General features: G+C 70.4%; 18 protein-coding genes. 5 read left to right on the top strand and 13 right to left on the bottom strand.

Annotated features, from left to right (window positions below; translation table 11 throughout):
* Positions 1–17: 17 nt before the first annotated feature.
* Complete coding sequence (locus ACIHCM_RS27245) at positions 18–2,912, bottom strand: vitamin B12-dependent ribonucleotide reductase (RefSeq protein WP_399901023.1); 2,895 nt, start codon at positions 2,910–2,912, stop codon at positions 18–20.
* A gap of 162 nt (positions 2,913–3,074) precedes the next feature.
* A complete protein-coding gene (gene nrdR / locus ACIHCM_RS27240; protein WP_399901020.1) occupies positions 3,075–3,626 on the bottom strand; it encodes a transcriptional regulator NrdR in 552 nt (183 codons plus the stop codon).
* A gap of 557 nt (positions 3,627–4,183) precedes the next feature.
* Between nrdR and lexA the strand changes: the two genes are divergently transcribed.
* The gene (gene lexA, locus ACIHCM_RS27235; RefSeq protein WP_210589133.1) at positions 4,184–4,963 is read left to right on the top strand and encodes a transcriptional repressor LexA; all 780 of its coding nucleotides are present in this window, start codon (positions 4,184–4,186) and stop codon (positions 4,961–4,963) included.
* Positions 4,964–5,195: 232 nt separating this feature from the next.
* Here the strand turns inward: lexA and ACIHCM_RS27230 are convergent, their stop codons facing one another.
* The 4 genes from ACIHCM_RS27230 to ACIHCM_RS27215 all read right to left on the bottom strand — a co-directional run bounded on the left by ACIHCM_RS27230 (position 5,196) and on the right by ACIHCM_RS27215 (position 11,963).
* Positions 5,196–7,181 carry an ATP-dependent DNA helicase gene (locus ACIHCM_RS27230; RefSeq protein WP_399901017.1) on the bottom strand — a complete coding sequence of 662 codons (1,986 nt, stop codon included), beginning with the start codon at positions 7,179–7,181 and terminating at the stop codon, positions 5,196–5,198.
* A 302-nt stretch (positions 7,182–7,483) separates the two neighbouring features.
* Positions 7,484–8,299: a GNAT family N-acetyltransferase gene (locus ACIHCM_RS27225; protein WP_399901014.1), complete on the bottom strand. Its 816-nt coding sequence runs from the start codon at positions 8,297–8,299 to the stop codon at positions 7,484–7,486.
* Positions 8,300–8,363: 64 nt separating this feature from the next.
* Positions 8,364–10,292: an IucA/IucC family protein gene (locus ACIHCM_RS27220; RefSeq protein WP_399901010.1), complete on the bottom strand. Its 1,929-nt coding sequence runs from the start codon at positions 10,290–10,292 to the stop codon at positions 8,364–8,366.
* 81 nt (positions 10,293–10,373) lie between these two features.
* Positions 10,374–11,963, bottom strand: a complete 1,590-nt coding sequence (locus ACIHCM_RS27215; RefSeq protein WP_399901007.1) for an aminotransferase class III-fold pyridoxal phosphate-dependent enzyme — start codon at positions 11,961–11,963, stop codon at positions 10,374–10,376.
* Positions 11,964–12,629: 666 nt separating this feature from the next.
* On the opposite strand from ACIHCM_RS27215, the gene ACIHCM_RS27210 reads away from it, so the two are divergent.
* On the top strand, positions 12,630–13,853 hold the full coding sequence (locus tag ACIHCM_RS27210) for a trypsin-like serine peptidase (RefSeq protein ID WP_399901004.1): 1,224 nt from the start codon (positions 12,630–12,632) through the stop codon (positions 13,851–13,853).
* A 426-nt stretch (positions 13,854–14,279) separates the two neighbouring features.
* Positions 14,280–15,470 (top strand): trypsin-like serine peptidase, encoded by a 1,191-nt coding sequence (locus ACIHCM_RS27205; RefSeq protein WP_399901000.1) that lies wholly within the window; start codon positions 14,280–14,282, stop codon positions 15,468–15,470.
* 77 nt (positions 15,471–15,547) lie between these two features.
* Here ACIHCM_RS27205 and hflX read toward each other — a convergent pair whose 3' ends face one another.
* From hflX to miaA, 6 genes are all read right to left on the bottom strand, one after another.
* Entirely contained in the window at positions 15,548–17,041 is a 1,494-nt protein-coding gene (gene hflX, locus ACIHCM_RS27200) for a GTPase HflX (protein WP_399900997.1), read from the bottom strand.
* 238 nt (positions 17,042–17,279) lie between these two features.
* Complete coding sequence (locus tag ACIHCM_RS27195; RefSeq protein WP_399900994.1) at positions 17,280–18,866, bottom strand: M1 family metallopeptidase; 1,587 nt, start codon at positions 18,864–18,866, stop codon at positions 17,280–17,282.
* A 241-nt stretch (positions 18,867–19,107) separates the two neighbouring features.
* A complete protein-coding gene (locus ACIHCM_RS27190) occupies positions 19,108–21,477 on the bottom strand; it encodes a RelA/SpoT family protein (protein WP_399900990.1) in 2,370 nt (789 codons plus the stop codon).
* A gap of 332 nt (positions 21,478–21,809) precedes the next feature.
* The gene (dapF, locus tag ACIHCM_RS27185) at positions 21,810–22,679 is read right to left on the bottom strand and encodes a diaminopimelate epimerase (protein WP_399900987.1); all 870 of its coding nucleotides are present in this window, start codon (positions 22,677–22,679) and stop codon (positions 21,810–21,812) included.
* A gap of 128 nt (positions 22,680–22,807) precedes the next feature.
* Complete coding sequence (locus ACIHCM_RS27180; protein ID WP_399901249.1) at positions 22,808–23,359, bottom strand: hypothetical protein; 552 nt, start codon at positions 23,357–23,359, stop codon at positions 22,808–22,810.
* Positions 23,360–23,653: 294 nt separating this feature from the next.
* Positions 23,654–24,592 carry a tRNA (adenosine(37)-N6)-dimethylallyltransferase MiaA gene (gene miaA, locus ACIHCM_RS27175; protein WP_399900983.1) on the bottom strand — a complete coding sequence of 313 codons (939 nt, stop codon included), beginning with the start codon at positions 24,590–24,592 and terminating at the stop codon, positions 23,654–23,656.
* Between the two features lie 217 nt (positions 24,593–24,809).
* Between miaA and ACIHCM_RS27170 the strand changes: the two genes are divergently transcribed.
* Positions 24,810–25,082 carry a hypothetical protein gene (locus ACIHCM_RS27170; RefSeq protein WP_399900980.1) on the top strand — a complete coding sequence of 91 codons (273 nt, stop codon included), beginning with the start codon at positions 24,810–24,812 and terminating at the stop codon, positions 25,080–25,082.
* Between the two features lie 24 nt (positions 25,083–25,106).
* Entirely contained in the window at positions 25,107–25,376 is a 270-nt protein-coding gene (locus tag ACIHCM_RS27165) for an antitoxin (protein ID WP_399900977.1), read from the top strand.
* Positions 25,377–25,508: 132 nt separating this feature from the next.
* On the opposite strand, the gene ACIHCM_RS27160 is transcribed toward ACIHCM_RS27165, so the two are convergent.
* Positions 25,509–26,291 carry a class III extradiol dioxygenase subunit B-like domain-containing protein gene (locus ACIHCM_RS27160; protein ID WP_399900974.1) on the bottom strand — a complete coding sequence of 261 codons (783 nt, stop codon included), beginning with the start codon at positions 26,289–26,291 and terminating at the stop codon, positions 25,509–25,511.
* Between the last annotated feature and the right edge of the window lie 35 nt (positions 26,292–26,326).

Raw genomic sequence — 26,326 nt, 5'->3', positions numbered from 1 at the left:
GCGCTATGTGTCAGACGTCAGCTGCAGCCGCTCGTCGAGCCACAGCCCTCGCAGATGTAGCAGGAACCGGCACGCTGCATCTTCGTACCGCAGGAGAAGCACAGCGGGGCGTCGGCCTGGATGCCCATCTGCATCTCCACCAGCTCGGCGCTGGTGTGGGCCTGCTTCGGGGCGGGCTTGGCCGCCTCGATGTCGGCCTTCGGCGTGGCGACGGCCTTGAGTTCCTGGGCCCGCGGGGCCGACTGGGCCAGACCCTCGACGTCGACGTCCTCCTCCGACGGCTCGTACGAGCCGGTCTCCAGGTGACGCTGGCGCTCCTCGGCGGAGTGGATGCCGAGCGCGGAGCGCGTCTCGAAGGGCAGGAAGTCCAGCGCCAGGCGGCGGAAGATGTAGTCGACGATCGACTGGGCCATGCGGACGTCGGGGTCGTCGGTCATACCCGCCGGCTCGAAGCGCATGTTCGTGAACTTCGAGACGTACGTCTCCAGCGGCACGCCGTACTGCAGGCCCACCGAGACGGCGATCGAGAAGGCGTCCATCATGCCCGCCAGGGTCGAGCCCTGCTTGGACATCTTCAGGAAGACCTCGCCGAGACCGTCGTCCGGGTAGGAGTTGGCGGTCATGTAGCCCTCGGCGCCGCCGACGGTGAAGGACGTGGTGATCCCGGGACGGCCCTTCGGAAGGCGCTTGCGGACCGGGCGGTACTCGACGACCTTCTCGACCGTCTCACGGATGGTGGCCTCGGCCTTCTCCGTGATCTCGGCCTTCTCCTTCTCCTTGGTCTTGGCGGAGAGCGGCTGGCCGACCTTGCAGTTGTCACGGTAGATGGCGAGCGCCTTGACGCCCATCTTCCAGGCCTCGAAGTAGATCTCCTCGACCTCCTCGACGGTCGCCGACTCCGGCATGTTGACCGTCTTGGACAGGGCGCCGGAGATCCAGGGCTGGATCGCGGCCATCATGCGGACGTGGCCCATCGCGGAGATGGAGCGCTCGCCCATGGCGCAGTCGAAGACCTCGTAGTGCTCGTGCTTGAGGCCCGGCGCGTCGACGACGTTGCCGTGCTCGGCGATGTGGGCGACGATCGCCTCGATCTGCTCCTCCTGGTAGCCCAGGCGGCGCAGTGCCTGCGGGACGGTGCCGTTGACGATCTGCATCGAACCGCCGCCGACCAGCTTCTTGAACTTGACCAGGGCGAGGTCGGGCTCCAGGCCGGTGGTGTCGCAGGACATCGCCAGACCGATGGTGCCGGTCGGGGCGATGACGGACGCCTGGGAGTTACGGAAACCGTTCTTCTCGCCGAGGCGCAGCACGTCCTGCCAGGCCTCCGTGGCAGCGGCCCAGACCGGCGTGTCCAGGTCGTCCATGCGCACGGCCGCGGCGTTGGCGTCGGAGTGCTGCTTCATGACCCGCAGGTGCGGCTGGGCGTTGCGGGCGTAACCGTCGTACGGGCCGACGACCGCGGCGAGTTCGGCGGAACGCCGGTACGACGTGCCGGTCATCAGCGAGGTGATGGCACCGGCCAGGGCGCGGCCGCCGTCGGAGTCGTACGCGTGGCCGGTCGCCATGAGCAGGGCGCCGAGGTTGGCGTAGCCGATGCCGAGCTGACGGAACGCGCGCGTGTTCTCGCCGATCTTCTGGGTCGGGAAGTCCGCGAAGCAGATGGAGATGTCCATCGCGGTGATGACCAGTTCCACGACCTTGGCGAAACGCTCGACCTCGAAGGTCTGGTTGCCCTTGCCGTCGTCCTTGAGGAACTTCATCAGGTTCAGCGAGGCGAGGTTGCAGGACGTGTTGTCCAGATGCATGTACTCGCTGCACGGGTTCGAGCCGTTGATACGGCCGGACTCCGGGCACGTGTGCCAGTGGTTGATGGTGTCGTCGTACTGGATGCCCGGGTCGGCGCAGGCCCAGGCGGCCTCGGCCATCTTGCGGAACAGGGCCTTGGCGTCGACCTCCTCGATGACCTCACCGGTCATCCGCGCGCGCAGGCCGAACTTGCCGCCCTGCTCGACCGCCTTCATGAACTCGTCGTTCACACGGACCGAGTTGTTCGCGTTCTGGTACTGGACGGACGTGATGTCGTCGCCGCCCAGGTCCATGTCGAAGCCCGCGTCGCGCAGGGCGCGGATCTTCTCCTCTTCCTTCACCTTGGTCTCGATGAAGTCCTCGATGTCGGGGTGGTCGACGTCGAGGATGACCATCTTGGCGGCGCGGCGGGTGGCGCCACCGGACTTGATCGTTCCTGCGGAGGCGTCGGCGCCGCGCATGAAGGAGACCGGACCGGAGGCGTTGCCGCCGGAGGAGAGGAGCTCCTTGGAGGAGCGGATCCGGGAGAGGTTCAGGCCGGCTCCGGAGCCGCCCTTGAAGATCATGCCCTCTTCCTTGTACCAGTCGAGGATCGACTCCATGGAGTCGTCGACGGACAGGATGAAGCAGGCGGAGACCTGCTGGGGCTGCTTGGTGCCGACGTTGAACCAGACGGGGCTGTTGAAGCTGAAGATCTGATGCAGGAGGGCGTACGCCAGCTCGTGCTCGAAGATTTCGGCGTCGGCGGGCGAGGCGAAGTACTTGTGGTCCTCGCCGGCCTTCCGGTACGTCTTCACGATGCGGTCGATCAGCTGCTTGAGGCTGGTCTCGCGCTGCGGGGTGCCGACGGCACCGCGGAAGTACTTGCTGGTGACGATGTTGACCGCGTTCACCGACCAGAAGTCGGGAAACTCGACGCCACGCTGCTCGAAATTGACCGAGCCGTCGCGCCAGTTGGTCATGACGACGTCACGGCGCTCCCAGGCCACCTCGTCGTACGGGTGCACGCCGGGAGTGGTGTGGATGCGCTCGATACGCAGTCCCTTGGTCGCCTTGGTGCCCTTGGCGCGGGAGCTCCGTGCCGGACCGCTCGCCGTCTCTGTCATGCCGCCTCCCTGTACGGGCTAAAACGCCCTGAAGTGCCCCGATGTTCCCGTGGCACGGTGTTCTGTCTGGTGTTGCGGGGTCCGCTCGCCGCCGCCCGCAACAGGTCTTCGGTCGCCGCCGACCTGCCGGTCCGGATGCCGCCTCCGATCCCGGCCCGCCGCTCAGTCGGCGGAGCGAGCGGGCTCGGGGAGCTGAGCTGCTCCTCCGGACCCGCGGTCGTCTTCCTGGCCCCCCGCGCCGCCGTCCTCGCCGCCCCCGGCGGGGCGGTCCGGCCGTTCCCTGAGTTCCGCGATCGCCGCCTCGAAGTCCTCAAGCGACTCGAACGCCCGGTAGACGGACGCGAATCGCAGATAGGCGACAAGGTCGAGCTCCTGCAGTGGGCCGAGTATGGCCAGCCCCACGTCATGAGTGGTCAGCTCGGCGCTTCCGGTGGCCCGCACCGCCTCCTCGACCCGCTGGCCGAGCTGGGCGAGGGCGTCCTCGGTGACAGGCCGCCCCTGGCACGCCTTGCGCACGCCGTTGATGACCTTGGTACGGCTGAAGGGTTCGGTGACTCCGGACCGCTTCACCACCATGAGCGAACACGTCTCCACGGTCGTGAAACGACGGGAGCAGTCAGGGCACTGGCGGCGCCTGCGGATCGACGTGCCGTCGTCGGTCGTACGACTGTCGACCACACGACTGTCGGGGTGCCTGCAGAAGGGGCAGTGCATGGTTCCCAACCCTCCTCACAGCAGACTCAATAGCCTCAACAGGCCCCCAGGCCCCTCGAAGCGAGCACAAGCATAGGCGATGATCGCGCGACGCAAGACCGGGGGGACCACAACTTCTGGGCTGCTGTAGCCATCCAACCACTAGATGTGGGGATTGGCTCGTACATCGACCCAGGCTCGCGTGTCGGCAGGGCCACCGTGCCGCACGCGCGCGTGCGGCACATCCGGCACCTCGACGCACAGCCGTACCGCGGCCGCACCTGGGGAGATACGGTGGGCGGCGCAGGGAGAAGGCGTAGGACTTCACGCGCACACGGGGGCCGGTACCCGGTGAACGGGGCACCGGATGGCAGACTGGGCCGCACTTCACGAGGGCCACCCCGGCGGTGAAGGGTACAACAATGGGCACTTTTGTCCGTGCGGCACCGCGTTAGCCATACACCCAGACGCAAGATCGCGTCCCGCGATTCGCACTTTTTCACTCGAACGTGTGTTTGGCGCAACCTTTCGAAAGCAACTACCGTTGTCCAGCAGGGAGACCATCGAGAGGGGCCGACGTGACCACCACCGCAGACAGTGCCACCATCACTGCCCAGGACCGCTCCCAGGGCCGACTCGAGCCGGTGCATGCGATGAACGAAGCCACGAACCCAGAGGGGCACAAGCGCTCCCTGCCGGGCCGACCTCCAGGCATCCGGGCGGACAGCTCCGGGCTGACCGACCGGCAGCGCCGCGTGATCGAGGTCATCAGGGATTCGGTACAGCGGCGCGGCTACCCGCCGTCGATGCGGGAGATCGGCCAGGCGGTCGGCCTGTCCAGCACGTCCTCCGTGGCACACCAGCTGATGGCACTGGAGCGCAAGGGCTTCCTGCGCCGAGACCCGCACCGCCCGCGCGCGTACGAGGTCCGCGGCTCCGACCAGGCCGCATCCGTGCAGCCCACGGACACCGCGGGTAAGCCCGCCGCGTCCTACGTGCCGCTGGTCGGCCGTATCGCCGCCGGTGGCCCGATCCTCGCCGAGGAGTCGGTCGAGGACGTCTTCCCGCTCCCCCGGCAGCTCGTCGGTGACGGTGAGCTGTTCGTGCTCAAGGTCGTCGGTGACTCGATGATCGAGGCCGCGATCTGCGACGGCGACTGGGTCACCGTCCGCCGCCAGCCGGTTGCCGAGAACGGTGACATCGTGGCCGCGATGCTCGACGGCGAGGCCACCGTCAAGCGCTTCAAGCGCGAGGACGGCCACGTATGGCTGCTGCCGCACAACTCCGCGTACGAGCCGATTCCCGGCGACGACGCGACGATCCTCGGCAAGGTGGTCGCCGTTCTGCGCCGGGTGTGATGCCCCGCGGGCGGCTCTGTCACGACCGCCCCCCTGACCGGGCCCCGGGACCCCTGCGCCGGTTCCGGGGTCCTGTGCTGTGCGGCGCATGATCGGTCGATGCGCCGACGTCAAGAAGCGGAAGGCCGGATCCCACGACGCCGAGGACTTCGCACCTCGCCGAGGGACTTCGAGAAGGGGCCGGCCCCAGGCGTTGTACGCCGGGCCGGCCCGCTGTCCACCGGGCCTGCGGCTATGTGGCCGGCTGTGACCCCGCCTGCCGGGCAGCGGCATCGATGGCGGCCAGCGACCTGCGCACCTGGTTACGGTCCGTGGTGTACCAGAAGTCGGGCAGTGACGCCTTGAGATAGCTCCCGTAGCGGGCCGTGGCCAGCCGTTGGTCGAGTACGGCGACGACACCGCGGTCCCCCGAAGCTCGCACGAGGCGACCGGCGCCCTGTGCCATCAGCAGAGCAGCGTGCGTGGCGGCCACCGCCATGAAGCCGTTGCCGCCCGCCTCCTCGACCGCCTTCTGCCGGGCGCTCATCAGCGGGTCGTCGGGCCTGGGGAACGGGATCTTGTCCATGACGACCAGCTGGCAGCTGGGTCCGGGTACGTCCACGCCCTGCCAGAGAGACAGGGTGCCGAACAGGCAGGTCTTCGGGTCGGCCGCGAAATTCTTGATCAGTTCGCCCAGCGTCTCCTCGCCCTGGAGGAGGATCGGAAACTCGGGGAGACGCGTGCGCAGTTCCTCGGCGGCCAGTTGGGCACCCCGCATCGAGGAGAACAGGCCGAGGGTGCGGCCGCCCGCCGCCTGGATCAGCTCCGTCAGCTCGTCCAGCATGTCCGCGCGGTCGCCGTCCCGCGCGGGGCGCGACAGGTGCTTGGCCACGTAGAGGATGCCCTGCTTCGGGTAGTCGAACGGCGAGCCGACGTCGATACCCCTCCATTGCGGGAAGTCGCCCCCCTCGGTGCCTTCTGGGGCGAGTCCCAGCGAGGCACCGACGCCGTTGAAGTCGCCGCCCAGCTTCAGGGTCGCGGAAGTGAGGACCACGGAGCGGTCCGCGAAGAGCTTCTCCCGCAGCAGGCCCGAGACCGACATGGGGGCGACGCGCAGAGACGCGCCGAAGCGGTCGTGGCGCTCGTACCAGACGACGTCCCACTCCGAGCCGTGCGTGATGCGCTCCGCCACGTCGTGCACCGTCTCCACGGAGGCCAGTGCCTGCTTGCGGACCGCGTCCTCGTCCTGGACTGACTTGTCCCGCGTGGCGCCGATCGCGGAGATGACAGTGCGGCAGGCGTCGCGCAAGGCCGTCAGCGCGTAGCCGAGACCCTCCGGGATCTCTTCGAGCCGGCCGGGCAGCGCCAGCTCCATCAGCCGCTCGAAACCCTCGGCTGCGGTCTGGAGCTGATCGGCGGCCTTCTCGTTGACGAGTTTCGCGGCGCGGCGTACGGCGCGATTGACCTGGCCGGGGGTCAGCTCACCCGTGGCGACCCCGGTGACCCGCGAGACCAGTTCGTGCGCCTCGTCCACGATCAGCACCTCGTGCTGCGGAAGAACCGGGGCGCCCTCGATGGCGTCGATGGCCAGCAGGGCGTGATTGGTGACGACGACCTCGGCGAGCTTGGCGCGCTCCCGGGCCATCTCCGCGAAGCACTCGGCGCCGTACGCGCACTTCGACGCGCCCAGGCACTCCCGCGAGGAGACCGACACCTGGGCCCAGGCGCGATCCGACACGCCCGGCGTCAGGTCGTCACGATCGCCGGTCTCGGTCTCGTCCGACCAGTCCCGCAGCCGGAGCAGGTCCTGACCCAGCTTGCTGGTGGGTGCGGCCGCCTCGAACTGATCGAAGAGCCCCTCCTCCTCGTCCTGCGGAACGCCCTCGTGGAGGCGGTGCAGACACAAGTAGTTCGACCGGCCCTTCAGCATGGCGAACTCCGGGCGGCGGCGCAGCAGCGGGTGCAGCGCCTCGACCGTACGCGGCAGGTCCCGCTCCACCAGCTGGCGCTGCAGCGCGAGCGTGGCGGTCGCTACGACGACACGCTCGCCGTGGGCAAGTGCGGGCACCAGATAGCCCAGCGACTTGCCGGTCCCGGTGCCGGCCTGCACCAGCAGATGGGAGCCGTCGTCGATCGCCTCCGCGACGGATTCGGCCATGGTCACCTGGCCGGGGCGCTCCGTACCACCGACGGCTGTGACGGCGGCATGCAGGAGTTCGGGGAGTGAGGGCTTCGTCATAGCTCGACCACCCTACGGCGCGGCACTGACAAACGGGTGATCACGGTGAGGCCAGGGGGGCTGTGACGATCGGTGGGTGAAGGGGTACGAGCCGAGGCCGGGGCCTGCTGTGGAGCGATCGGGAGCGGCATTTGGGCAGTGGGGACCGGGTGGGGTCCAGTGAGGATCGGACTTGTGTGAAGCAGGGCGGCGGACGATCGGTTTGCCAAGTCCCCACCCCTTCGCGCCGAAGTCGAGCAAATCGACTGGGAACCGAATCGCCGTGGCCGGTGTACCAAAAGTGATGACGCTGTGGCACAGCGCTACAGCAGATGGCTCAGGGACCGGTCTCTCATCATGAGGGCGGCCCGTTTGTCAGGCAGCTCGGCCTCGGCGGCGAACCGGAATCCGGCGCTGAGGAAGGCGGCCACGGAGGGGGTGTTGCGAATGTCCGGTTCCGCTACGACGCGCGCACAAGCGGGCCGCTTGTCCAGGACGAGGTCCGCAACGGATCTCAGCAGTGTGCGACCCAGCCCTTTTCCCCGTCTGGCGATATCGCCGATGAGAATGTGGATGCCGGTGTCATGGGGCCGGGCGGGATAGTAGCGGGCCAGTGAGTCGAGGTCGGCCCGATAGATTTCCCAGTAGCTCATCGGGGCGCCGTCCAGCACGCCGAGACAGGGAACGCTGCGCCCGTCGCCGGCCAGTTGGGCGTTCAGATGCTCCTCGGTCCGGTCCTGGGTTCCGTCCAGCTTCCAGAACGCGGCCACGGCCCGGTCGTTCATCCAGCGGCCGATGAGGGGAAGGTCCCGCTCGACGCGCACGGGCACGAGCTGGAACACGCCCGCGGGTGTGTCGATCGGCCCCCAGTCGCAGACCTGATCGAGCAGGTCGTCGCGGACGGTCGGCGCGGCTCTCAGCCGCGTGGCCGCGGCAGGCTCGGACGCGTCCGCGTCGGGCACCTGCCCGGCTAGGAACGCGAGCAGCTCGCCGGGCAGACGCAGGTCCAGCGTGTCCTCGGCGTCGGTGTCCTCTGGCGGGACCTTGGCCTCGGACGGGACCTTGGCCTCGCCCGGGCCAGGACTCGTGTCCGTCACGGGGGCGGTACCGGCGTCGGCGCTCGCGTCGGTCGGAGGCATGTGGAGCTCCTCTCAGAAGGCGGTGTCGGGACGTCTTCCTTGTGGGTGAGTTGGTGGGTGGTGATCAGGAATGGAGGGGGTTGGCGATGGTGACGTAGACGGACTGGGTATCGACCGGGCCGATGAGTTCGTCGAGCCCGTGCAGGCGGGTCAGGAGATTGGCCTTGCAGCGCAGCACGGGTGAGTCGAGGAGGCGGGCAGGGAGCGGGCTACGCATCCGGGCGGGACCGGAGGCAGCGCGTTCGAGGAAGCAGCGGAAGGCGGCGAGCAGCAGCCGCTCGTCGGCCAGGTGCTGCGAGCCGAACGCACCGACAAGGCCGAACACGTTGTTGATCGCCAGGTAGTAGGCGAATCGCTCGTCGGTGACTTCGTCGGACACGAAGGTGTCGCTGCGCTCGCCGATGCCCGGGAGTCGCGCCGCGAGCTCCGCGCGCCGTGACGCACGGAAGTAGTAGCCCTGGTTGTCGCGGTAACGGCCGCCGGCCGGCCAGCCGTCGCCGTCCAGCAGGACGAGCGTGTTCTGCTGGTGTGCCTCCAGGGCGACTCCGGCCTCGCCGTCCAGCCAGAGCACAGGACGGACGACCTGTTCGAGGTAGCGCAGGAACCACTCGGCGGCGACGGCGCCGCGGGCGCGACCGGTCCTTCCGGCGAGCTGCGTGACGACCTCTGCCAGCCGGGACCGTTGCGCGGGCCGGTCGGGCCGAGGGCAGCCGGCGGACGGGGCCGGCTGGGGATGGGGACGCGGTGCCGTCAGGCCGGCGACACAGGCGACGTCATTTGTGGGCGTGAAGGGATTGTGCCGGATCACCACGTCGAGGCCGGGCACAGGGCTGCCGTCCGGTCCGTCGACGGCGAGCCATGCCGGGTCGCGGACGATGTCGAACCCCGGGTGTGCGGACTGCCACTGCTGGGCCAGCCCGGTACGCAGCAGGCGGTGGGCCTCGACGCCGCGGTGCAGTTCCTTGCGGAGGTTCTCACGACGGGAGTTGGTGATGTGCAGCCCCAGCGACAGCTTCAGCATGGCGGGGGCGTGGGGCCGGTAGACGGTTCGGACCGAGGAGGTGGGGTGCCAGGAGGAACCATGCGCTCCGAGGTCCCGGAGAACTCCGGCGTCCAGCAGGGCGGCTACATCGCTGCGGTGGCGGAGTTCGCGCATCTGCCAGGGGTGCAGCGGAAGGGCGGTGTAGCCGTCGGGCAGGGGGAGGTCGGCTCCTGCCAGGTGAGCGGTCAGACGAGCCGCGGGGACGACACGGCCGCGTTCGGTCCAGGCGGAGTCGGTGACGAGTACGGAGGGAGCGACAGCCATCCAGTGCAGGGGAAAGGAACAGCGCATCTCGGGCGACCAGAGACGCGCTTCGATGTCGGTGAGGCCTTCGCGGCTCTTCGGGGTCGGGTGCAGAGGGTGTCCGAGGAGGAGTGCCTGCTCGGCTGCCAGGAAGAGGTCCGGTTCGTCCGCGGGAGGCTCTCGCCGGTCGGCGATGAAGATGCCGACACGGCGGACGGAGTCGGCGACGCGCGCGACAAGGTCGGTGCCTGCGCCGGGCCCGGGCGCGACATCACCACCGGGCGTCTCCCGGGCGAGCAGTGCGGCAAGGGTGACCGCGTCGAGAGGTGGGGCCTCTTCTGGAGCGGCGGCCAGATACGGCAGGCCGAAGCGGTGCCATCCCGTGTGCGACCAGTGGTGCACGGGGACGAGGAGAGCGGTGCCGCTGGCAGGGAGCGGGATGTGGAGGGTGCCATGACAGGGAGCGGGGAGACTGGTCTCGCGTACCCAGCAGCGCAGCAGGTTCTCGACGGCTGCTGCCTGGGCCGCGGCGTGGGCGTCGGGGTGGTCAAGGAGGCCGGTGGCAATGCCGTCGAGCCGCTCAGCCTGCTGGCAACGGCTGTGCTGTGCGGGGACCATCGCGGTCGGGTGTACGGATGCGGTCCCGGCCCCGCTGCCGCGTTGCGCGGGGTTACAGAAGCGGCCGTCGGGTGTGGGGGCGGTGGTCAAGACGGTTCCTCGGGTGGTCGATCCGGCTCAGGCGACTGCGCACGTCGGGGCTTATGGGGCAGGGCTGCATCCGCGCTCCCGCTATCGCCGTTGCTCGGTGTGGCTGGCGCGATCGGCCTGGCGGGCGTTGTCGGGGTTGCCGGCCTGGCCGGTGCTGTCCGTGCTGTCGGTGCCGGTGCCGGTGCAGTCGTCGCGGACGGCGTTGTCGGTGTGGGGTGTGCGATCGCCATAGTCGCCGTTCTCGGTATGGCGGGCCTGGGCGTACGTGGTGCGCTCCGAGCAGCCCAAGGGGCGGCCGCGCTCCTCGGGGTGAGCTCGGACCGCCGCCGTCAGGGCGTCGGCCAGGCGGTCGATTACCGCCGAGGCCTGCTCGTCGCTGATGGTGAGCGGTGGGAGCAGACGCACGACGTTCGGTTGGCGCTGGGCGAGGCCGACGATCAGACCCCTCCGGAGGCATTCGCGCTGAACCGCGGCGGCAAGGCCGGGCCTCGGGGCACCGGCCTGCTTGCGGACGTCGCGGGAAGCCGCCGCTTCCGTATCCTCCGCCAGCTCGACACCGATCATCAGTCCTCGTCCGCGCACACCGCGGATGTAGGGGAACTCCCCGGCCAGCGAGTGGAGTTCCGACAGCATCCGCGAGCCGATGGTCGCTGCTCGTGCGGCGAGGCCCTGTTCGCGGACGTGGGCGAGGGTTGCCGTCCCTGCGGCGAGAGCGAGTTGGTTGCCGCGGAACGGGCCGGCCGGGGCGACGGGTTGGCGGGGCGCCAGGTCCGCATGGTGGATCACTGCGGCCATTGGGAGGCTGCCGCCGATGGCCTCGGAAAGGATCATCACGTCGGGCTGGACTCCACTGTGTTCGACGGCCCAGAAGGCACCGGTCCTGCCGACACCCGTCTGGGTCTCGTCGACGATGAGGGGGATGGAGTGGGCAGCGGTGATCCGGCGCGTCGCGCGCATCCAGGCGTCGGGCACGGGGATCGCTCCGCAATCACCGTGGACGGGCTCGACGAGCATTCCGGCGGGCCGGGTCGCCGTGGGCAAGGCCGAGAGAGCGGCCTCGGTCCAGTCGGCTGTCCGACGGGGGCCGTCCCGGTCGGCGGTGCCGAAGGGGCAGGTGGGATCGGCCGGGGGCAGCATAAGGGTCTTCGGAGATCCGCCGGCCTCACCGGAGGGCACCGACGCGGCGGGCCGCATTCCGTGGTCGGTGCCCGTGAGGGCGACGATGTCCGGGCGTCCGGTCGCGGCGCGTACAAGGGCGACGGCGGTCTCGACCGCCTCCGTTGCCGACGGGCCGCAGAACTGAACGCGTGCGTGCGCGGCGAGTCCGGGTGGCAGGGTGCGCATCAGCTCCGTGACGAAGGCGTCCTCAACGGGGGTGGCCAGGTCGAAGACGTTGAGGGGGGCGCCCGAGTCGAGGACCTTGCGGATCGCTTCGAGTACGACGGGGTGGTTGTGACCGAGGGCGAGGGTCCCCGCGCCCGAGAGACAGTCCAGGTAGCGGCGTCCGTCCGCGCCCTCGACGGTCAGGCCGCGGGCGCGCACGGGCACGATCGGCAGGGCGCGCGGGTAGGTCCGCGCTGCCGGCTCGCGCGCCGGCTGACGGCGCGGGTTCCCTTCGGTCACGGTCAAGGCTCCCTGTCCTCCCGCTCCGGAGCGACCTGCCGCCGCCATGAGGCGACGAGTCGGTCTCGCGCTCTCCTCGTCCGGCCGGTGATCGCCTGCTTCTTCTGCTCGCGCAGGCACTTGGCGAGCGGGCGAACGGCAAGGAATTGGTGGCCGTTCCGCTGCCCGGCGCCCTTGGCCTCGGCCATCGGTCTCGGTCTCGTCTCGGTCTCGCAGACCGATACGTCAGGACTCAGCAACCTGCTCACCAGCGCCGGACGAACTCGCAGGTCCCCGCTTATGTCCGCGCCCTTACTTGCGTCCGCGTCCGTATTGGCGTCCGCGTACCTACTTGCGTCCGTACACCCGCCGTCGCCCTCACACCCGCTCACGCCGGGGCACAAGTTGTGGGGTTCGCGCCCACGCCGTGCTCCCGAACAATCACTCCCGACAGCACACCTCCCGAGGCAACGCAGGCAGTACACGGGCACACCCGATCTGCCCCGGGCTCCGCCCCCACCGCTACCAACCGCGGTCCCGCCACCGGGTTACGGGTTGCTTCAAGATCCTTGCCGTGACGGAACCGTTGCCGTTCCGTCGGAAGTCCCCCACAGCGAACGCATAGTGTGGGGTGCCATTCCCAGCAAACCGTGAGATCGGCGTGAACCGCAGGTGAGTTCGGCCGGGATCGCGGCAGCGGCGCCGAGTTCTTTCACCACCAGGGGGAGTAACACCATGCGATCCATACGGCCGTCTTTCATCGCCCGCCGGGAGAGGCGTGCGCGTCGCAGAGGCTCCTCCGTGCCGGCCGTCCTGGCGGTGGCTTCCGCGCTGGTGCTCACCGCCACCGCGTGCGAGTCGGGCAACTCCGCGGCGGACGCCAAGGCGTCGGCCTCGACGAGCGCGGAGGGCAAGAGCCAGTTCCAGATCCCGGACGACATCAAGGACCAGCTGAAAGAGCACGGGATCGATCTGGACAACTGGCGGAACGGCGCCTGGAAGAACTGGGACAAGGACGACTGGCTGCGCGAGGCCGAGGACTACATCAACCCGATCATCGAGGACCTGTGGGACCCGGACCGGATGCGTGAGGCCCAGGAGCCGGACCAGTCGGTCGACGAGGGTGACATCTCCGGCGACCAGGGGGTGACCGACCCGACGCCCGAGCCGGTGGAGGCGGAGGCCGTGCCGGCGTCGTACCACGCCAACGCCCCCGAGGCCGGCAAGGTGCTCTTCGACTCCCCCGAGGGCACGATGGTCTGCTCGGGGACGGTCGTGAAGGACCCGGCCAACCCGGGCAGGTCGAACCTGGTGTGGACCGCGGGGCACTGCGTTCACGCGGGCAAGAGCGGCGGCTGGTACCGCAACATCGCGTTCGTGCCGTCGTACAACGACGCGGGCCTGTCGGCCGCGGAACTGCAGAGCGCCACGAAGGAAGAGGTCGCTCCCTACGGGGTCTGGTGGGGCGATTGGGTGCAGACCTCGGACCAGTGGATCGAGCAGGGCAGCGCGACGGGCGGTGACGGAGCGGCGTACGACTTCGCCGTGCTCCATGTGACGCCGGAGGACGGCAGCGGGGGCAAGTCCCTGGAGGAGATCGTGGGCTCGGCACTGCCGGTCGACTTCGCCGCTCCGGCCGTGCCGGAGATGGAGAGCATGACGGCGACGGGCTACCCGGCGGCTCCGCCGTACGACGGACAGACGTTGTACCAGTGCGAGGACAAGCCGGGGCGTCTGTCGATCAACGCGTCGGACCCGACGATGTACCGGATCGGCTGCACAATGACCGGCGGGTCGTCGGGCGGGGGCTGGGCATCGACGGGGTCGGACGGTAAGCCGGCGCTGGTGTCCAACACCTCGATCGGGCCGGTGACTGCGGGCTGGCTGGCGGGACCGCGGCTGGGCGACGAGGCCAAGGGCGTGTTCGAGGCGGTCAGCGGTAAGTTCGCGGGCCAGTGACGGTGCCATAGCGCCGGCGGTGAGGTTGCGTGACGGAAACCTTCACCACCTCACCGCCCTTCGCCCTTCGCCCGCAGGCGTGCGGGCATAGTGGGGTGTCGCTGGCGGCGGTGATTCAGAGGATCCCGATGCTGAACACACCGGTGCATCCCGGGAGATGGCATCGACTCATCCGGGCATCTCTGGGTCCCCGGACTCGCGCACCCATGAATCCGTGCACCATCGCCCGTCCGGCCAAGCGGTCACGCGGCAATGGATCCACGCGGTAACCCATCCGCGCGGTAAGTCATCCGCGCGGTCATGCATTCGCGCGGTCATGCATACGCGCGGTCATGAGATGGCGCATCCATGAATCCAGGTGGGTGCGCGCCTAGCGAGTGGCAGCAAAGCACATTCGGACGACACTTCAACGGGGGTCACAGCACGATGCGTTCCCTACACACACCCCGCACCACCCTCGCCGCATCCGCGCTCCTCGCCGCTCTCGCGCTCACCGCCACCGCGTGTGGCGGCGACGGTGCGGACAAGGCGGCGGCCGACCAGGCCGGTGCAGCGGCGTCGCAGGAGGCCGGCGGCGGCGACGGCAAGGTCGGGATACCGGCGGACATCGCGGGCCGCCTCGCCGAGCACGGCATCGACGTCGACGCCTGGAGGGACGGCGGCTGGCGGAACTGGGACAAGGACAAGTGGCTCAGTGAGGCCGAGGACTTCGTCAATCCGGTGATCGAGGGCCTGTGGAAGCCGGACCGGATGCAGTCCGCACAGGAAGCCGACAAGACGGTGTCGACGAAGGACGCCTCGGCCGAGCAGGGCATCAGCGACCCGGAGCCCGCGCCGGTCCAGGCCGAGGCGGAGAAGACGCCGTACCACCGGAACGCGGCGCCCGTCGGCAAGGTCTTCTTCGACTCCCCCGAGGGCTCGATGGTCTGTTCGGGCACGGTCATCAAGGACGTGAACAACCCGGGCAGGTCCAATCTCGTCTGGACGGCGGGGCACTGCGTGCACGCCGGGCAGAACGGCGGCTGGTACCGGAACATCATGTTCGCCCCCGCCTATAACGACCTCGGCAAGTCCGAGGGCGAACTGGGCAACGCCACCAGCAGGGAGATCGCGCCGTACGGCAACTGGTGGGCGGACTGGGCCGCCACCTCCAACGGATGGCTGCAGGGCGGCTCGGCGACCGGCGGAGCGGGGGCGGCGTACGACTACGCCGTGCTGCATGTGAAGCCGGAGCAGGGCGCCAAGTCCCTGGAGGAGACGGTCGGCGCGGCGCTGGACGTGGACTTCTCGGCGCCGTCCGCAGCGGAGGCCGGCGAGATGGGCGCGTGGGGGTACCCGGCGGGCCCGCCGTACAACGGGCTGCAGATGTTCAAGTGCATCGACCGGCCGGGGCGTTTCTCGCTCAGCCCGGCGCTGCCGACGATGTACCGGATCGGCTGCACCATGACGGGCGGTTCGTCGGGTGGTGGCTGGTTCCGGGTCGTGGACGGTGAGACCAAGCTGGTCTCCAACACGTCGATCGGTCCCCCCGACAGCACCTGGCTGGCGGGACCGCAGCTGGGGCAGGACGCGCAGGCGCTGTACGAGACGATGAGCAGGACGTACGGCGGTCAGTGACGCGCGCATGTGGAAGGCCCGCCCCCCGTACGAGGGGCGGGCCTTTCTTCACGCTCCGAGCTCCGGGCTCGGGACGGTCAGGCGGCCGGCGCCGGAAGGTACGGCGCGAGTTCCGCCGCCAGTTCCTCGTGGACCCGGACCTTGAGCAGGGTGCCCTCCGGGGTGTGCTCCTCGGAGACCACCTCGCCCTCGTCGTGCGCACGGGCGACCAGCTTGCCGTGGGTGTAGGGCACGAGCGCCTCGACCTCGACGGACGGGCGGGGCAGCTCGTTGTCGATGAGCGCGAGAAGCTCGTCGATGCCTCGACCGGTGCGGGCCGAGACGGCGATGGAGCGCTTCTCGATCCGCATCAGCCGCTGGAGCGTCAGCGGGTCAGCGGCATCCGCCTTGTTGATCACGACGATCTCCGGCACGTCGGTGGCCTCGACGTCACGGATCACCTCGCGTACTGCTGCCAGCTGCTCCTCCGGGTTCGGGTGCGAACCGTCCACCACGTGCAGGATCAGGTCGGACTCGCCGACCTCCTCCATCGTGGAGCGGAACGCCTCGACCAGGTGGTGGGGCAGATGCCGCACGAAGCCGACCGTGTCGGCCAGCGTGTACAGCCGGCCGCTCGGGGTCTCGGCCCGCCGGACGGTCGGGTCCAGGGTCGCGAACAGGGCGTTCTCGACCAGGACGCCGGCGCCGGTGAGGCGGTTGAGCAGGGAGGACTTGCCCGCGTTGGTGTAGCCGGCGATGGCGACCGACGGCACCTTGTGGCGCTTGCGCTCCTGGCGCTTGATGTCGCGGCCGGTCTTCATCTCCGCGATCTCCCGGCGCATCTTCGCCATCTTCTCGCGGATCCGGCGCCGGTCCGTCTCGATCTTGGTCTCACCGGGACCACGGGTCGCGAGGCCACCACCCTTGCCGCCACCCATCTGACGGGACAGCGACTGACCCCAGCCTCGCAGCCTCGGCAGCATGTACTGCATCTGCGCGAGCGCGACCTGCGCCTTGCCCTCTCGGGACTTGGCGTGCTGGGCGAAGATGTCGAGGATCAGCGCCGTACGGTCGATGACCTTGACCTTGACGACGTCCTCGAGGTGGATCAGCTGGCCGGGGCTGAGTTCACCGTCGCAGATGACGGTGTCCGCGCCGGTCTCGACCACGATGTCGCGCAGTTCCTCGGCCTTGCCGGAACCGATGTAGGTCGCCGCGTCGGGCTTGTCGCGGCGCTGGATCACGCCGTCGAGCACGAGGGCGCCCGCCGTCTCCGCGAGGGCGGCGAGCTCCGCGAGGGAGTTGTCCGCGTCCTGCACGGTCCCCGAGGTCCAGACGCCGACGAGGACGACCCGCTCCAGACGGAGCTGGCGGTACTCGACCTCGGTGACGTCCTCGAGCTCGGTGGAGAGGCCCGCGACACGGCGCAGAGCCGCGCGCTCGGAGCGGTCGAACTGGTCGCCGTCCCGCTCTCCGTCGATCTCGTGGCTCCAGGCGACGTCCTCTTCCATCAGGGCATCGGCCCGAAGACCTTCGGGAAAGTCGTGCGCGAGGCGCTTGGTGTCCTGGGAAGGGGAAGAAGAGGAGGTCATTGGGTCCTTACGTCGTTGGGGATTCCGTTGTCCGGCGACGGGGCGCAGCGTCGGCAGGGTTTCACGGACCTCGGTGCGTAGCTGGTCCGTCAGCCTGCTCAACGCACGAGTGGCCCGGGAGATTCCCGTCACCCGTTCCGCCGACCTGGAAATGGTCGCACGCAACGCCCCGTCTCGTCACCGTGTTATTCCCCGGGCTGTTCCGCAGCCATGACTAACCCGGGCTGTTCCGCAGCCATCATTCCCCGTGCTGTGCCGCGGCCGCTTTCCTGGGCGCTGCGACCTTGGGCGCGGTCGGCTGTCCCGGCGACTGGTCGGCCGCGACCGGCTTCCAGTCCGGGTGGCCCGGCATCGGCGGCGTCTTCTCGCCGTAGAGCCACGCCTGGAAGAAGCCGTTCAGGTCCCGTCCCGACATCTGGGTGGCCAGCGACACGAAGTCGGCGGTGGTCGCGATGCCGTCCTTGTGGCGACTCACCCAGGCCCGTTCCAGGCCCTCGAAGGCCGGGCGCCCGATCTCCTGGCGGAGGGCGTACAGGACCAGGGCGGCGCCGTCGTAGACGTTCGGGCGGAAGATGCCGAGGCGGCTGCCGGACTCGGGCACCTTGGGTGCGGCGGGTGGGCCCCCGGCGGCGCGCCAGCGGTCGGAGGCGCCGTAGGCGGCGCGCATCCGCGACTCCAGGGACCGGTTCGACTTCTCCTCCGCGTACAGCGCCTCGTACCAGGTCGCGTGCCCCTCGTTGAGCCACAGGTCGGACCAGGTGCGGGGACTGACGCTGTCGCCGAACCACTGGTGGGCGAGCTCATGGACCATGATCGAGTCGACGTACCACTTGGGGAAGGCCTGGTCGGTGAAGAGGCCCTTCTCGAAGAGAGACAGTGTCTGCGTCTCCAGTTCGAACCCGGTGGAGGCGTCCGCGACGAGCAGACCGTACGTCTCCAGGGGATACCGCCCGACCTTGCTCTCCATCCAGGAGATCTGCTCGGGCGTCTTGGCGAGCCACGGCTCCAGCGCGGTCCTGTGCCGGGTCGGGACGACGTCCCTCAGGGGCAGCGCGTGCGGGCCGATGCGGCGTAGCACCGTGGAGCGCCCGATCGAGACCTGCGCCAGTTCGGTGGCCATGGGGTGCTGGGTGCGGTACGTCCAGCTGGTCGCGCTGCCGGAACGCTTCACGTCGGCCTGAAGACCGTTGGCGACGGCCGTGTAACCCTCCGGGGCGGTGACGCGGAAGGTGAAGCGGGCCTTGTCGGAGGGGTGGTCGTTGCAGGGGAACACCAGGTGGGCGGCGTCGGCCTGATTGGCCATGGCGAGGCCGTCGGCGGTGCGGACCCAGCCTCCTTCCCGCCCGCCCGCGGGCATGGGATCGCTGGTGTGCCGCACGGTGATGCGCGTCCACCGCCCCTCGGGCAACGCCTCGTCCGGCGTGATGACCAGGTCCTCGCCGGCGGCGGCGAACGACGCCGGCTCACCGTCGACCTCCACGGAGGAGACCTTGCCGCGGGCGAAATCGAGGTTGACGCGTGAGAGGGGGGCGGTCGTCCGGGCGTCGATGGTGGTGACGGCCTGGAGCGGTTTGTCGTTGCTGCCGGGATACGTGAAGGAGAGGTCGTACGCGGCCACGTCGTACCCAGGGTTTCCGAGGTACGGGAAGAGACGGTCGCCGACACCCAGTGGGATGGGCGAGGCGCCCGCGGCGACGAGACAGACGGAGGCGGCGGAGGCGGCCAGGGCCGTCTTCAGCCGGCGGTGGGTCCTGGGGGCGCTGGTGCGGGCTCGGGCGCCGTCGGTGGCGGGCCGGGGAGCCCTGTCGCGAGGGGTGAGCAGCATGGGCTACGGCTATCAGCGCGCGTGTGCCGTACGACGACGGCGCGCGCCGGGCGCACCCGAACGGGGGCGCGGGGTGGGGCCGAGGTGCGCAGTCCACCGGTGGGGTGGGTGTGGCGTGAGGGTGCGCGCGCGTGGGTACTGGCCGCGCGCGCCGCCGGAATGCGGGCGTCGAGGGCGGGGACGGAGGCCCCTCCGGGTGCGGTCGACGCTCGGCCGACAGCCGTGGTCGTGCTGTGCTGCCTCACCACGCCGGAACGTGGTGCTGCGCCCGGCTGACGTCGTACACCCCGGCCACGTTCCGCATCGCGCGCATCAGGGTGGGCAGGTGGGCGGCGTCGGTCAGCTGGAGCGTGTAGGTGTGCCGTACGCGCTGCTGTGTGGGGGGTTCGACGGTGGCCGAGACGATCTCGGCGCCTTCGAGGGCGATCGCCTCGGTCAGGTCGGCCAGGAGATGCGGGCGGCCGAACGATTCAGCGACCAGCGTGACGCGGCACCCCGTGGTCTCTCCCCAGCGCACGCCGACCTCCGCGCGCCCCGTGCTCTTCATCCGCGCCACCGCCGCACACTCGACACGGTGCACGGTCACGACTCCCCCGCGCACGGCGAAGCCGGTGACCTCGTCGGGCGGTACGGGCGTACAGCAACGGGCGAGCCGGACGCTCGCGCCGGGACGGTCGACGGCGACCGCTTCGGGGGACGTGGACGCTCCCGGGGCTCCGGAGGCTGACGTGGCTGCCGAGACCGAAGCGGCAGCAGGGCCGGACGAGGCAGCAGTGGCCGCAGTGCCTGAAGTGGCAGCCGCGCCGGAAGTGGGACGAGGGGCGTCCGGCCGGCCTTCCGCCGAGGTGGGGCCAGGGGCGGGGCCATCCGGAAGGCCTGTGGCCGGCGTGGGACGCGGGCCGGCACCCCCCGCAGGGCCGGCGCCCCCCGCAAGGCCGGCACCGGCCGCAGGGCTTGTGCCGCTCGGCAGCGCCACCCCCGCTCCCGCGGTCTCCGCCGGCGTCGGGTGCGCCGCCAGCCGGCGCTGGATGGCGATACGGGCGGCCGGTGTGTGGGCGTGCTCCAGCCACTCCCGGGAGGGCTCGGAGGCCGGGTCCTGACCCATGAGGAGCTGGACGGTGTCGCCGTCCCGCAGGACCGTGCTCAGCGTCGCCAGGCGGCCGTTGACTCGGGCGCCGATGCACGCGTGCGCGTCCTCGCCGTACTGCGCGTACGCGGCGTCCACGCAGGACGCGCCCTCGGGCAGTCCGAGGGTGCCGCCGTCGGGACGGAAGACGGTGATCTCACGGTCCTGGGCGAGGTCCTCCCGCAGGGTGGACCAGAAGGTGTCGGGGTCGGGCGCGGCCTGCTGCCATTCGAGAAGGCGGGAGAGCCAGCCGGGGCGGGTGGGGTCGGCGCGCTCGCCGTCGCCCGGATCGTCCGAGACGGGCGGCGCATAGGGATTGCCGAGCGCGATGACACCGGCCTCGGCGACCTTGTGCATCTGCTGCGTACGGATGAGGACCTCGGCAACCTGGCCGTCCGCACGGGCGAGGGCGGTGTGCAGGGACTGGTACAGGTTGAACTTCGGTACCGCGATGAAGTCCTTGAACTCCGAGACGACGGGCTTCATACACGTGTGCAGTTCGCCCAGGACGCCGTAGCAGTCGGCGTCCTCGTTCACGAGCACCAGCAGCCGCCCGAAGTCACAGCCGCGCAGCCGGCCGCGCTTGCGGGACACGCGGTGCACGGAGACGAAGTGCCGGGGGCGGATGAGGACCTCGGAGGCGATGTCGGCCTCGTTCAGTACGGTGCGCATCTCGGCGGCGATCTCGGTGAGCGGATCGTCGGAGCGGGCCGCGTTCTCGGCGATCAACGCGCGCGTGTGCTCGTACTCCTCGGGGTGGAGGATCGCGAAGACCAGGTCTTCCAGTTCGGTCTTGAGTGCCTGGACACCAAGCCGTTCGGCGAGGGGGATGAGGACGTCCCGGGTGACCTTGGCGATGCGGGCCTGTTTCTCGGGGCGCATCACGCCGAGGGTGCGCATGTTGTGCAGCCGGTCGGCGAGCTTGATCGACATCACGCGGACGTCGCTGCCGGTGGCGACGAGCATCTTGCGGAAGGTCTCGGGCTCGGCGGCGGCGCCGTAGTCGACCTTCTCGAGTTTTGTGACGCCGTCGACGAGGTAGCGGACCTCCTCACCGAACTGCTCGCGCACCTGATCGAGCGTCACGTCGGTGTCCTCGACGGTGTCGTGGAGCAGAGAGGCCGTCAAAGTGGTGGTCTCGGCGCCGAGTTCGGCGAGGATGAGGGTGACGGCGAGTGGATGGGTGATGTACGGCTCGCCGCTCTTGCGCATCTGGCCACGGTGCGAGGACTCGGCCAGGACGTAGGCGCGGCGCAGGGGTTCGAGGTCGGCGTCGGGGTGGTGGGCACGATGCGCGTCGACGACGTGGCCGATGGCGTCGGGCAGCCGGTCGCGGGTGGCGGGCCCCAGAAGGGCGGCGCGACCCAGACGGCGCAGGTCGAGCCGTGGGAGCGACCTTCTGCGCGGCGCCGACGAGGGCGCGGGTCCTGGCATCGGGCCCGCTACAGCGCCTGGGCTCGCAGGGTTCGTGGCCTCCGCACTCATGGGCACCTCCGGCTGCGTGGACCGGCGAACGGGGTGCCCCATGGCGGACACGGCTCAGGGGGTGGCGGACATCTCCCCCGTCCGGGCCGGTGCTTGATGCTATCGAGCCGGCCGCGCGCACTTGACCGCCTCTCGCTCAGCGTGAAACGGATCACCCATTCGAGCGACGGTTTGGATGTTTATGGCCGGGCACGGCATGAACTGGGGGGACGGGTGTCGAACGCCCGAGCGGTGGACGCCGCCGTTGCCCTCCGGGGAACAGCAGTCGATCGAGGGCGGCCGACTCCCGCCATGCGAACGGACGCTCCGTCAGCCATGAAAAGGACGCTTTGTCAGCCGGCGGATCCCGTGAGCCACTCCGCGTCGATCTCGCCCTCCGCGACGATCACCGCCGGTCCGGTCATCTCGACCTCGCCGTCCGGGCGTTCGGTGATGACCAGGCGCCCACCCGGGACATCCACGGTGTACGTCGCCGGCGTCCCGGTGACAGCCGGGTCGGCGCCGTCACGGCGGGCGGTGGCCACGGCGACGGCGCACGCGCCCGTGCCGCAGGAGCGGGTCTCGCCGGAGCCACGTTCATGCACACGCATGGCGACGTGCCGGGGGCCGCGGTCGACGACGAACTCGACGTTGACCCCGTCCGGGTAGGCGGCGGCCGGGCTGAACGGCGGTGGGGAGTACAGGTCGCCGGCGTCCGTGAGGTCGTCCACGAAAGCCACGGCGTGCGGGTTGCCCATGTTCACGTTCCGCGCGGGCCAGCTGCGCTCGCCGACGCTCACCGTGACGTCTCCCTCGGGCAGCCGCGCCCTGCCCATGCCTACGGTGACGTCACCGTCCTTGGCGAGGTGCACCGTCTTCACGCCCCCGCGCGTGGCTACGGCGATGTCGCCTTCGGCGACGTGTCCGGCGCGCTGAAGGTAGCGCGCGAAGACCCGCACGCCGTTGCCGCACATCTCCGCGATCGAGCCGTCGCCGTTGCGGTAGTCCATGAACCACTCCGCCTCGGCCGCCATCTCCTTGGCCTCGGGGTGCGCGGCGGAACGGACGACGTGCAGCACGCCGTCACCGCCGATGCCCGCCCGGCGGTCGCACAGGGCGGCGACGGCGGTGGGGGGCAGGTCGATGACGTTCTCGGGGTCCGGGACGATCACGAAGTCGTTCTCGGTGCCGTGGCCCTTGAGGAAGGCGATCCGCGTGCTCATTCCTCGATCGTACGGGGTGACTACGACACTGCCTCGCGCCCGTGGCGTCAGGTGCCCGTGACCGAGGGTGACCTCGCGGAGACACGGGGCCCCCTGGCGGTGACCGACCCGCTCGCCGAGCCCGGGGCTCAGCGCAGCCGGGCCACCCGCCACACGGCCAGCACCACCACCGCGGCGACCACGACCATGTACGCGAGCACCACCCGCCAGTCCGGCCGCCGCCCCGAACCGCGCTGCGGCAGCCCAGGCCAGGTGTGGCCGACCCTGCGGGCCGCCATCATGCCCCAGCCGGCAGCGCAGGAGCAGATCAGCAGACCCAGCATGGCGATCACGGCCCCGGAGTCGCCGAAATCGAAGGCCAGCGGGAACGCGAACATCAGGGAGCCCACCGCGGCCAGGCCCACGATCGGCGCGAGCTGCCACAGGCGCAGCCGGCGCTGTGGACGCAGCTCGACCTCGACCTCGGGCCCGCTCAGAAACATCTCGTCCGGCTCCGGACCGTCGTCGGTCACACCGCCCGGCACCTCGTCGAGCCCGTCGGCGCCGAGAGGACCTTCCCCGTCGAGGCTGAGCGGAGCCTCACCCTCGCGGCTCGGAGGACCAGCACCATCGGGGCTCGGATGACCTTCACCGTCGACGCTCGGATGACCTTCACCGTCGGGGCTGACACGCCCGTCCACGTCGGCACCGGGACCGGCACCGTCGCCGGCGAGACCCGCACCGTCGGTACCGAAGCGGGCACCTCCGGCCGCGCCGGGCCCCTCCACCTCGGCGCCTCGAGGACCGTCGCCACCCCGCTCCGGTGCACCACTGCCGGTGGCGGTGTACTCGGTGCCTGGTGCCGTGTTGCGAGGGCCGGCCTCCATCGCCACGCGCCCTCCCAACTAGGACTCCACTTGGTCGATCGAAGCTCGATGATGGCATGGCACCGGATGCCCGGATGACGGCCGGAGCGTCCCGATGCCATCACGTGATCAGGCTGTAACCGGTCGTTCGAGCAACGCCAGGGCACGCCGCGGAAGTTCCCCGCGCTCCGACGCGGCTCCACTCAGCCAATGCACCCGGGGGTCGCGCCTGAACCATGAATCCTGACGGCGCGCGAAGCGTTTGGTGGCCCGGACGGTCTCGGCCCGGGCCTCCTCCATCGTGCACTCACCGGCAAGCGCCGCGAGCACCTGCTGGTAGCCGAGTGCACGCGACGCCGTACGCCCCTGGCGCAACCCCCGCGCCTCCAGTGCGCGCACTTCCTCGACGAGCCCGGTCTCCCACATCCGGTCGACCCGGAGCGCGATGCGCTCGTCCAGCTCGGGACGCTCCACATCGACGCCGATCTGCACGGTGTCGTACACCGAGTCGTGACCCGGGAGGTTGGCCGTGAAAGGCATCCCGGTGATCTCGATCACTTCCAGCGCCCGCACGATACGGCGGCCGTTGCTGGGCAGGATCGCCCGCCCCGCTTCGGGATCGGCGGCGGCGAGGCGTGCGTGCAGCGCGCCGGGGCCGCGCAGCGCGAGCTCATCCTCCAGGCGGGCCCTGACCTCGGGGTCGGTGCCGGGGAACTCCAGGTTGTCGACGGCGCCACGGATGTACAGGCCGGACCCGCCGACCAGGACCGGCCAGCGCCCGTCGGCGAGCAGGGCGTCGATGCGCTCCCGGGCGAGCCGCTGGTACTCGGCGACGGAGGCCGTGACCGTGACGTCCCAGACGTCCAGGAGGTGGTGCGGGACGCCGCCGCGCTCCTCGGGCGTCAGCTTGGCGGTGCCGATGTCCATCCCCTGGTAGAGCTGCATGGAGTCGGCGTTGACGACCTCCCCACCGAGCTGCTGGGCCAGGTGAACACCCAGATCGGACTTTCCGGCCGCTGTCGGTCCGACAACGGCGATGACTCGGGGGGCGGGAAGTGCGCTGCTCACCGCAACAGTCTCGCAAACCTCCCACCCCGCCCCCGAACGAGTTACGTGACGGGGGCAACCTGGAGTCGTTGCCCGTTGCGGGGTTCACGCCGCCGGTTCACAGAGGCGGCGACCCGGGCGATACACGGACGCTTCCCGGCCTCCTCGGCGTCGCCCGGGCAGGGGGACCCCAAGGCGACGCGGGATTTCGCCCGCGCGAGTAACGTATGGAGTTGATATGGGCGTTTTTGCGCGACTTTTCCGCAGGTCGAAGACCACGGAGGAGACGTCGACCGCCGAGGCGCGTGCCGACCAGCCGTCTGCCGGGTCCGCGGCGGAAGAGGCTGCGGAGGCCAAGGGCTCCGGCGAGACCGGTGCCGTCGCCGCGACGGAACCGGCCGCGGCGGCAAAGAGTGACGAGGGCGAGGCTTCGGAGGCGGTGGAGATCCCGCAGCAGCAGTCGCCCGACAAGGCGGCCGACAGCGAGGCCGACGAGAGCGCCCGGACGTGACAGCCCGCGAGGGAAGGTGAACCCATGGGTCTTTTCGACAATCTGAAGGCCAAGCTGGGCCCGGCCAAGGGCAAGGTCTCCGACCTCGCGCAGCAGCACGGGGGCAAGATCCAGCACGGCATCGACAAGGCCGCGAAGGCCGTCGACGAGCGGACCAAGGGCAAGTACAGCGACAAGATCCATACGGGCACCGACAAGGCCAAGGGCGCCATGGACCGGCTCGCGCACAAGCACGACGGGGGCGCGGGAGGCGGCACCACCACGCCGCCGAGCGGCCCGCCGCCGACCTCCTGAACAGCCGACAGCACAGCTGACTCCGGAGCCGCCGAGAAGGGCGGACCAGGACATACGGCATGACGGGCGGCCGCGGAGCACGACGCTCCCGGCCGTCCGCCGTTTCCTGCTTCGTCCCCCCAGCTCCCGCCCCTACGACCAGGACGCCACCACGTACCCGACCCCGTACGGCGCGTCCTCGTACAGCAGCTCGGCGCCCAGACCGGCGCCGGCGGCCGCGCCCGCGAGCACCTGCCACGGCGCCCGGCCCGAGACCATGAGCTGCCGCGCCAGCTCCAGGTCCAGCGCCTCCAGGGCCGCGAGGTCGGCCGAACCCAGCGCACGCCCGACCGCCGCGTCGAACGGCTCCGCGCGCTCGTCGAGGTAGCCCGGCGCCTTGAGCGTGCGGCACGCGCTGGCGTCGCCCATCACCAGCAGCGCCACCCGCTCGGCCCGGGCCGCGATGTCCCTGCCGATCTCAATACACCGCTCGGGCGCGAGAGGTTCCCCCACGGCGAACCCCTCGATCGGTGCGTCCGACCAACCGGTCCGCTCCAGCAGCCACGCGGCGACCGCGAGCGAGGGCGGCAAGGCCGGTCGCACGGCCGCGTCGGACGCGTCGGATGTGTCTGCTGCGACGGCCGCCTCCGTCACCTCCGCCGCCCCCGGCACGTCACCCGCCTTCTCCCGGCCAAGTCGTACGCCCACGTCGACGCCGAAGCCGCGGAATGATCCGGGCGTGCCCTGCGGGTAGGAGTCGGTCTCGCCCTGCCGGGTGGGCCCGACGACGATCAGCCTGTCCGGCCGGGCGGCGGCGAGCACACCGAGGGCATCCGTGCACGCGGCACGGGCGGCGTCCAGCTCGGGAGCGGCACCCGCGGCGACCTCGGGAACGAGCAGCGGTGGGCACGGGCAGACTGCGGCGGCGACAAGCATGATCGGCAGCGTAACCCCGCAGTCCCCCCGGACGG

It is taken from the genome of Streptomyces sp. NPDC052023, from assembly GCF_044548465.1.
Taxonomy (GTDB): domain Bacteria; phylum Actinomycetota; class Actinomycetes; order Streptomycetales; family Streptomycetaceae; genus Streptomyces.
Note: the sequence above shows the minus strand (reverse complement) of the source record. Positions and strands in the feature narration are given on the sequence as shown.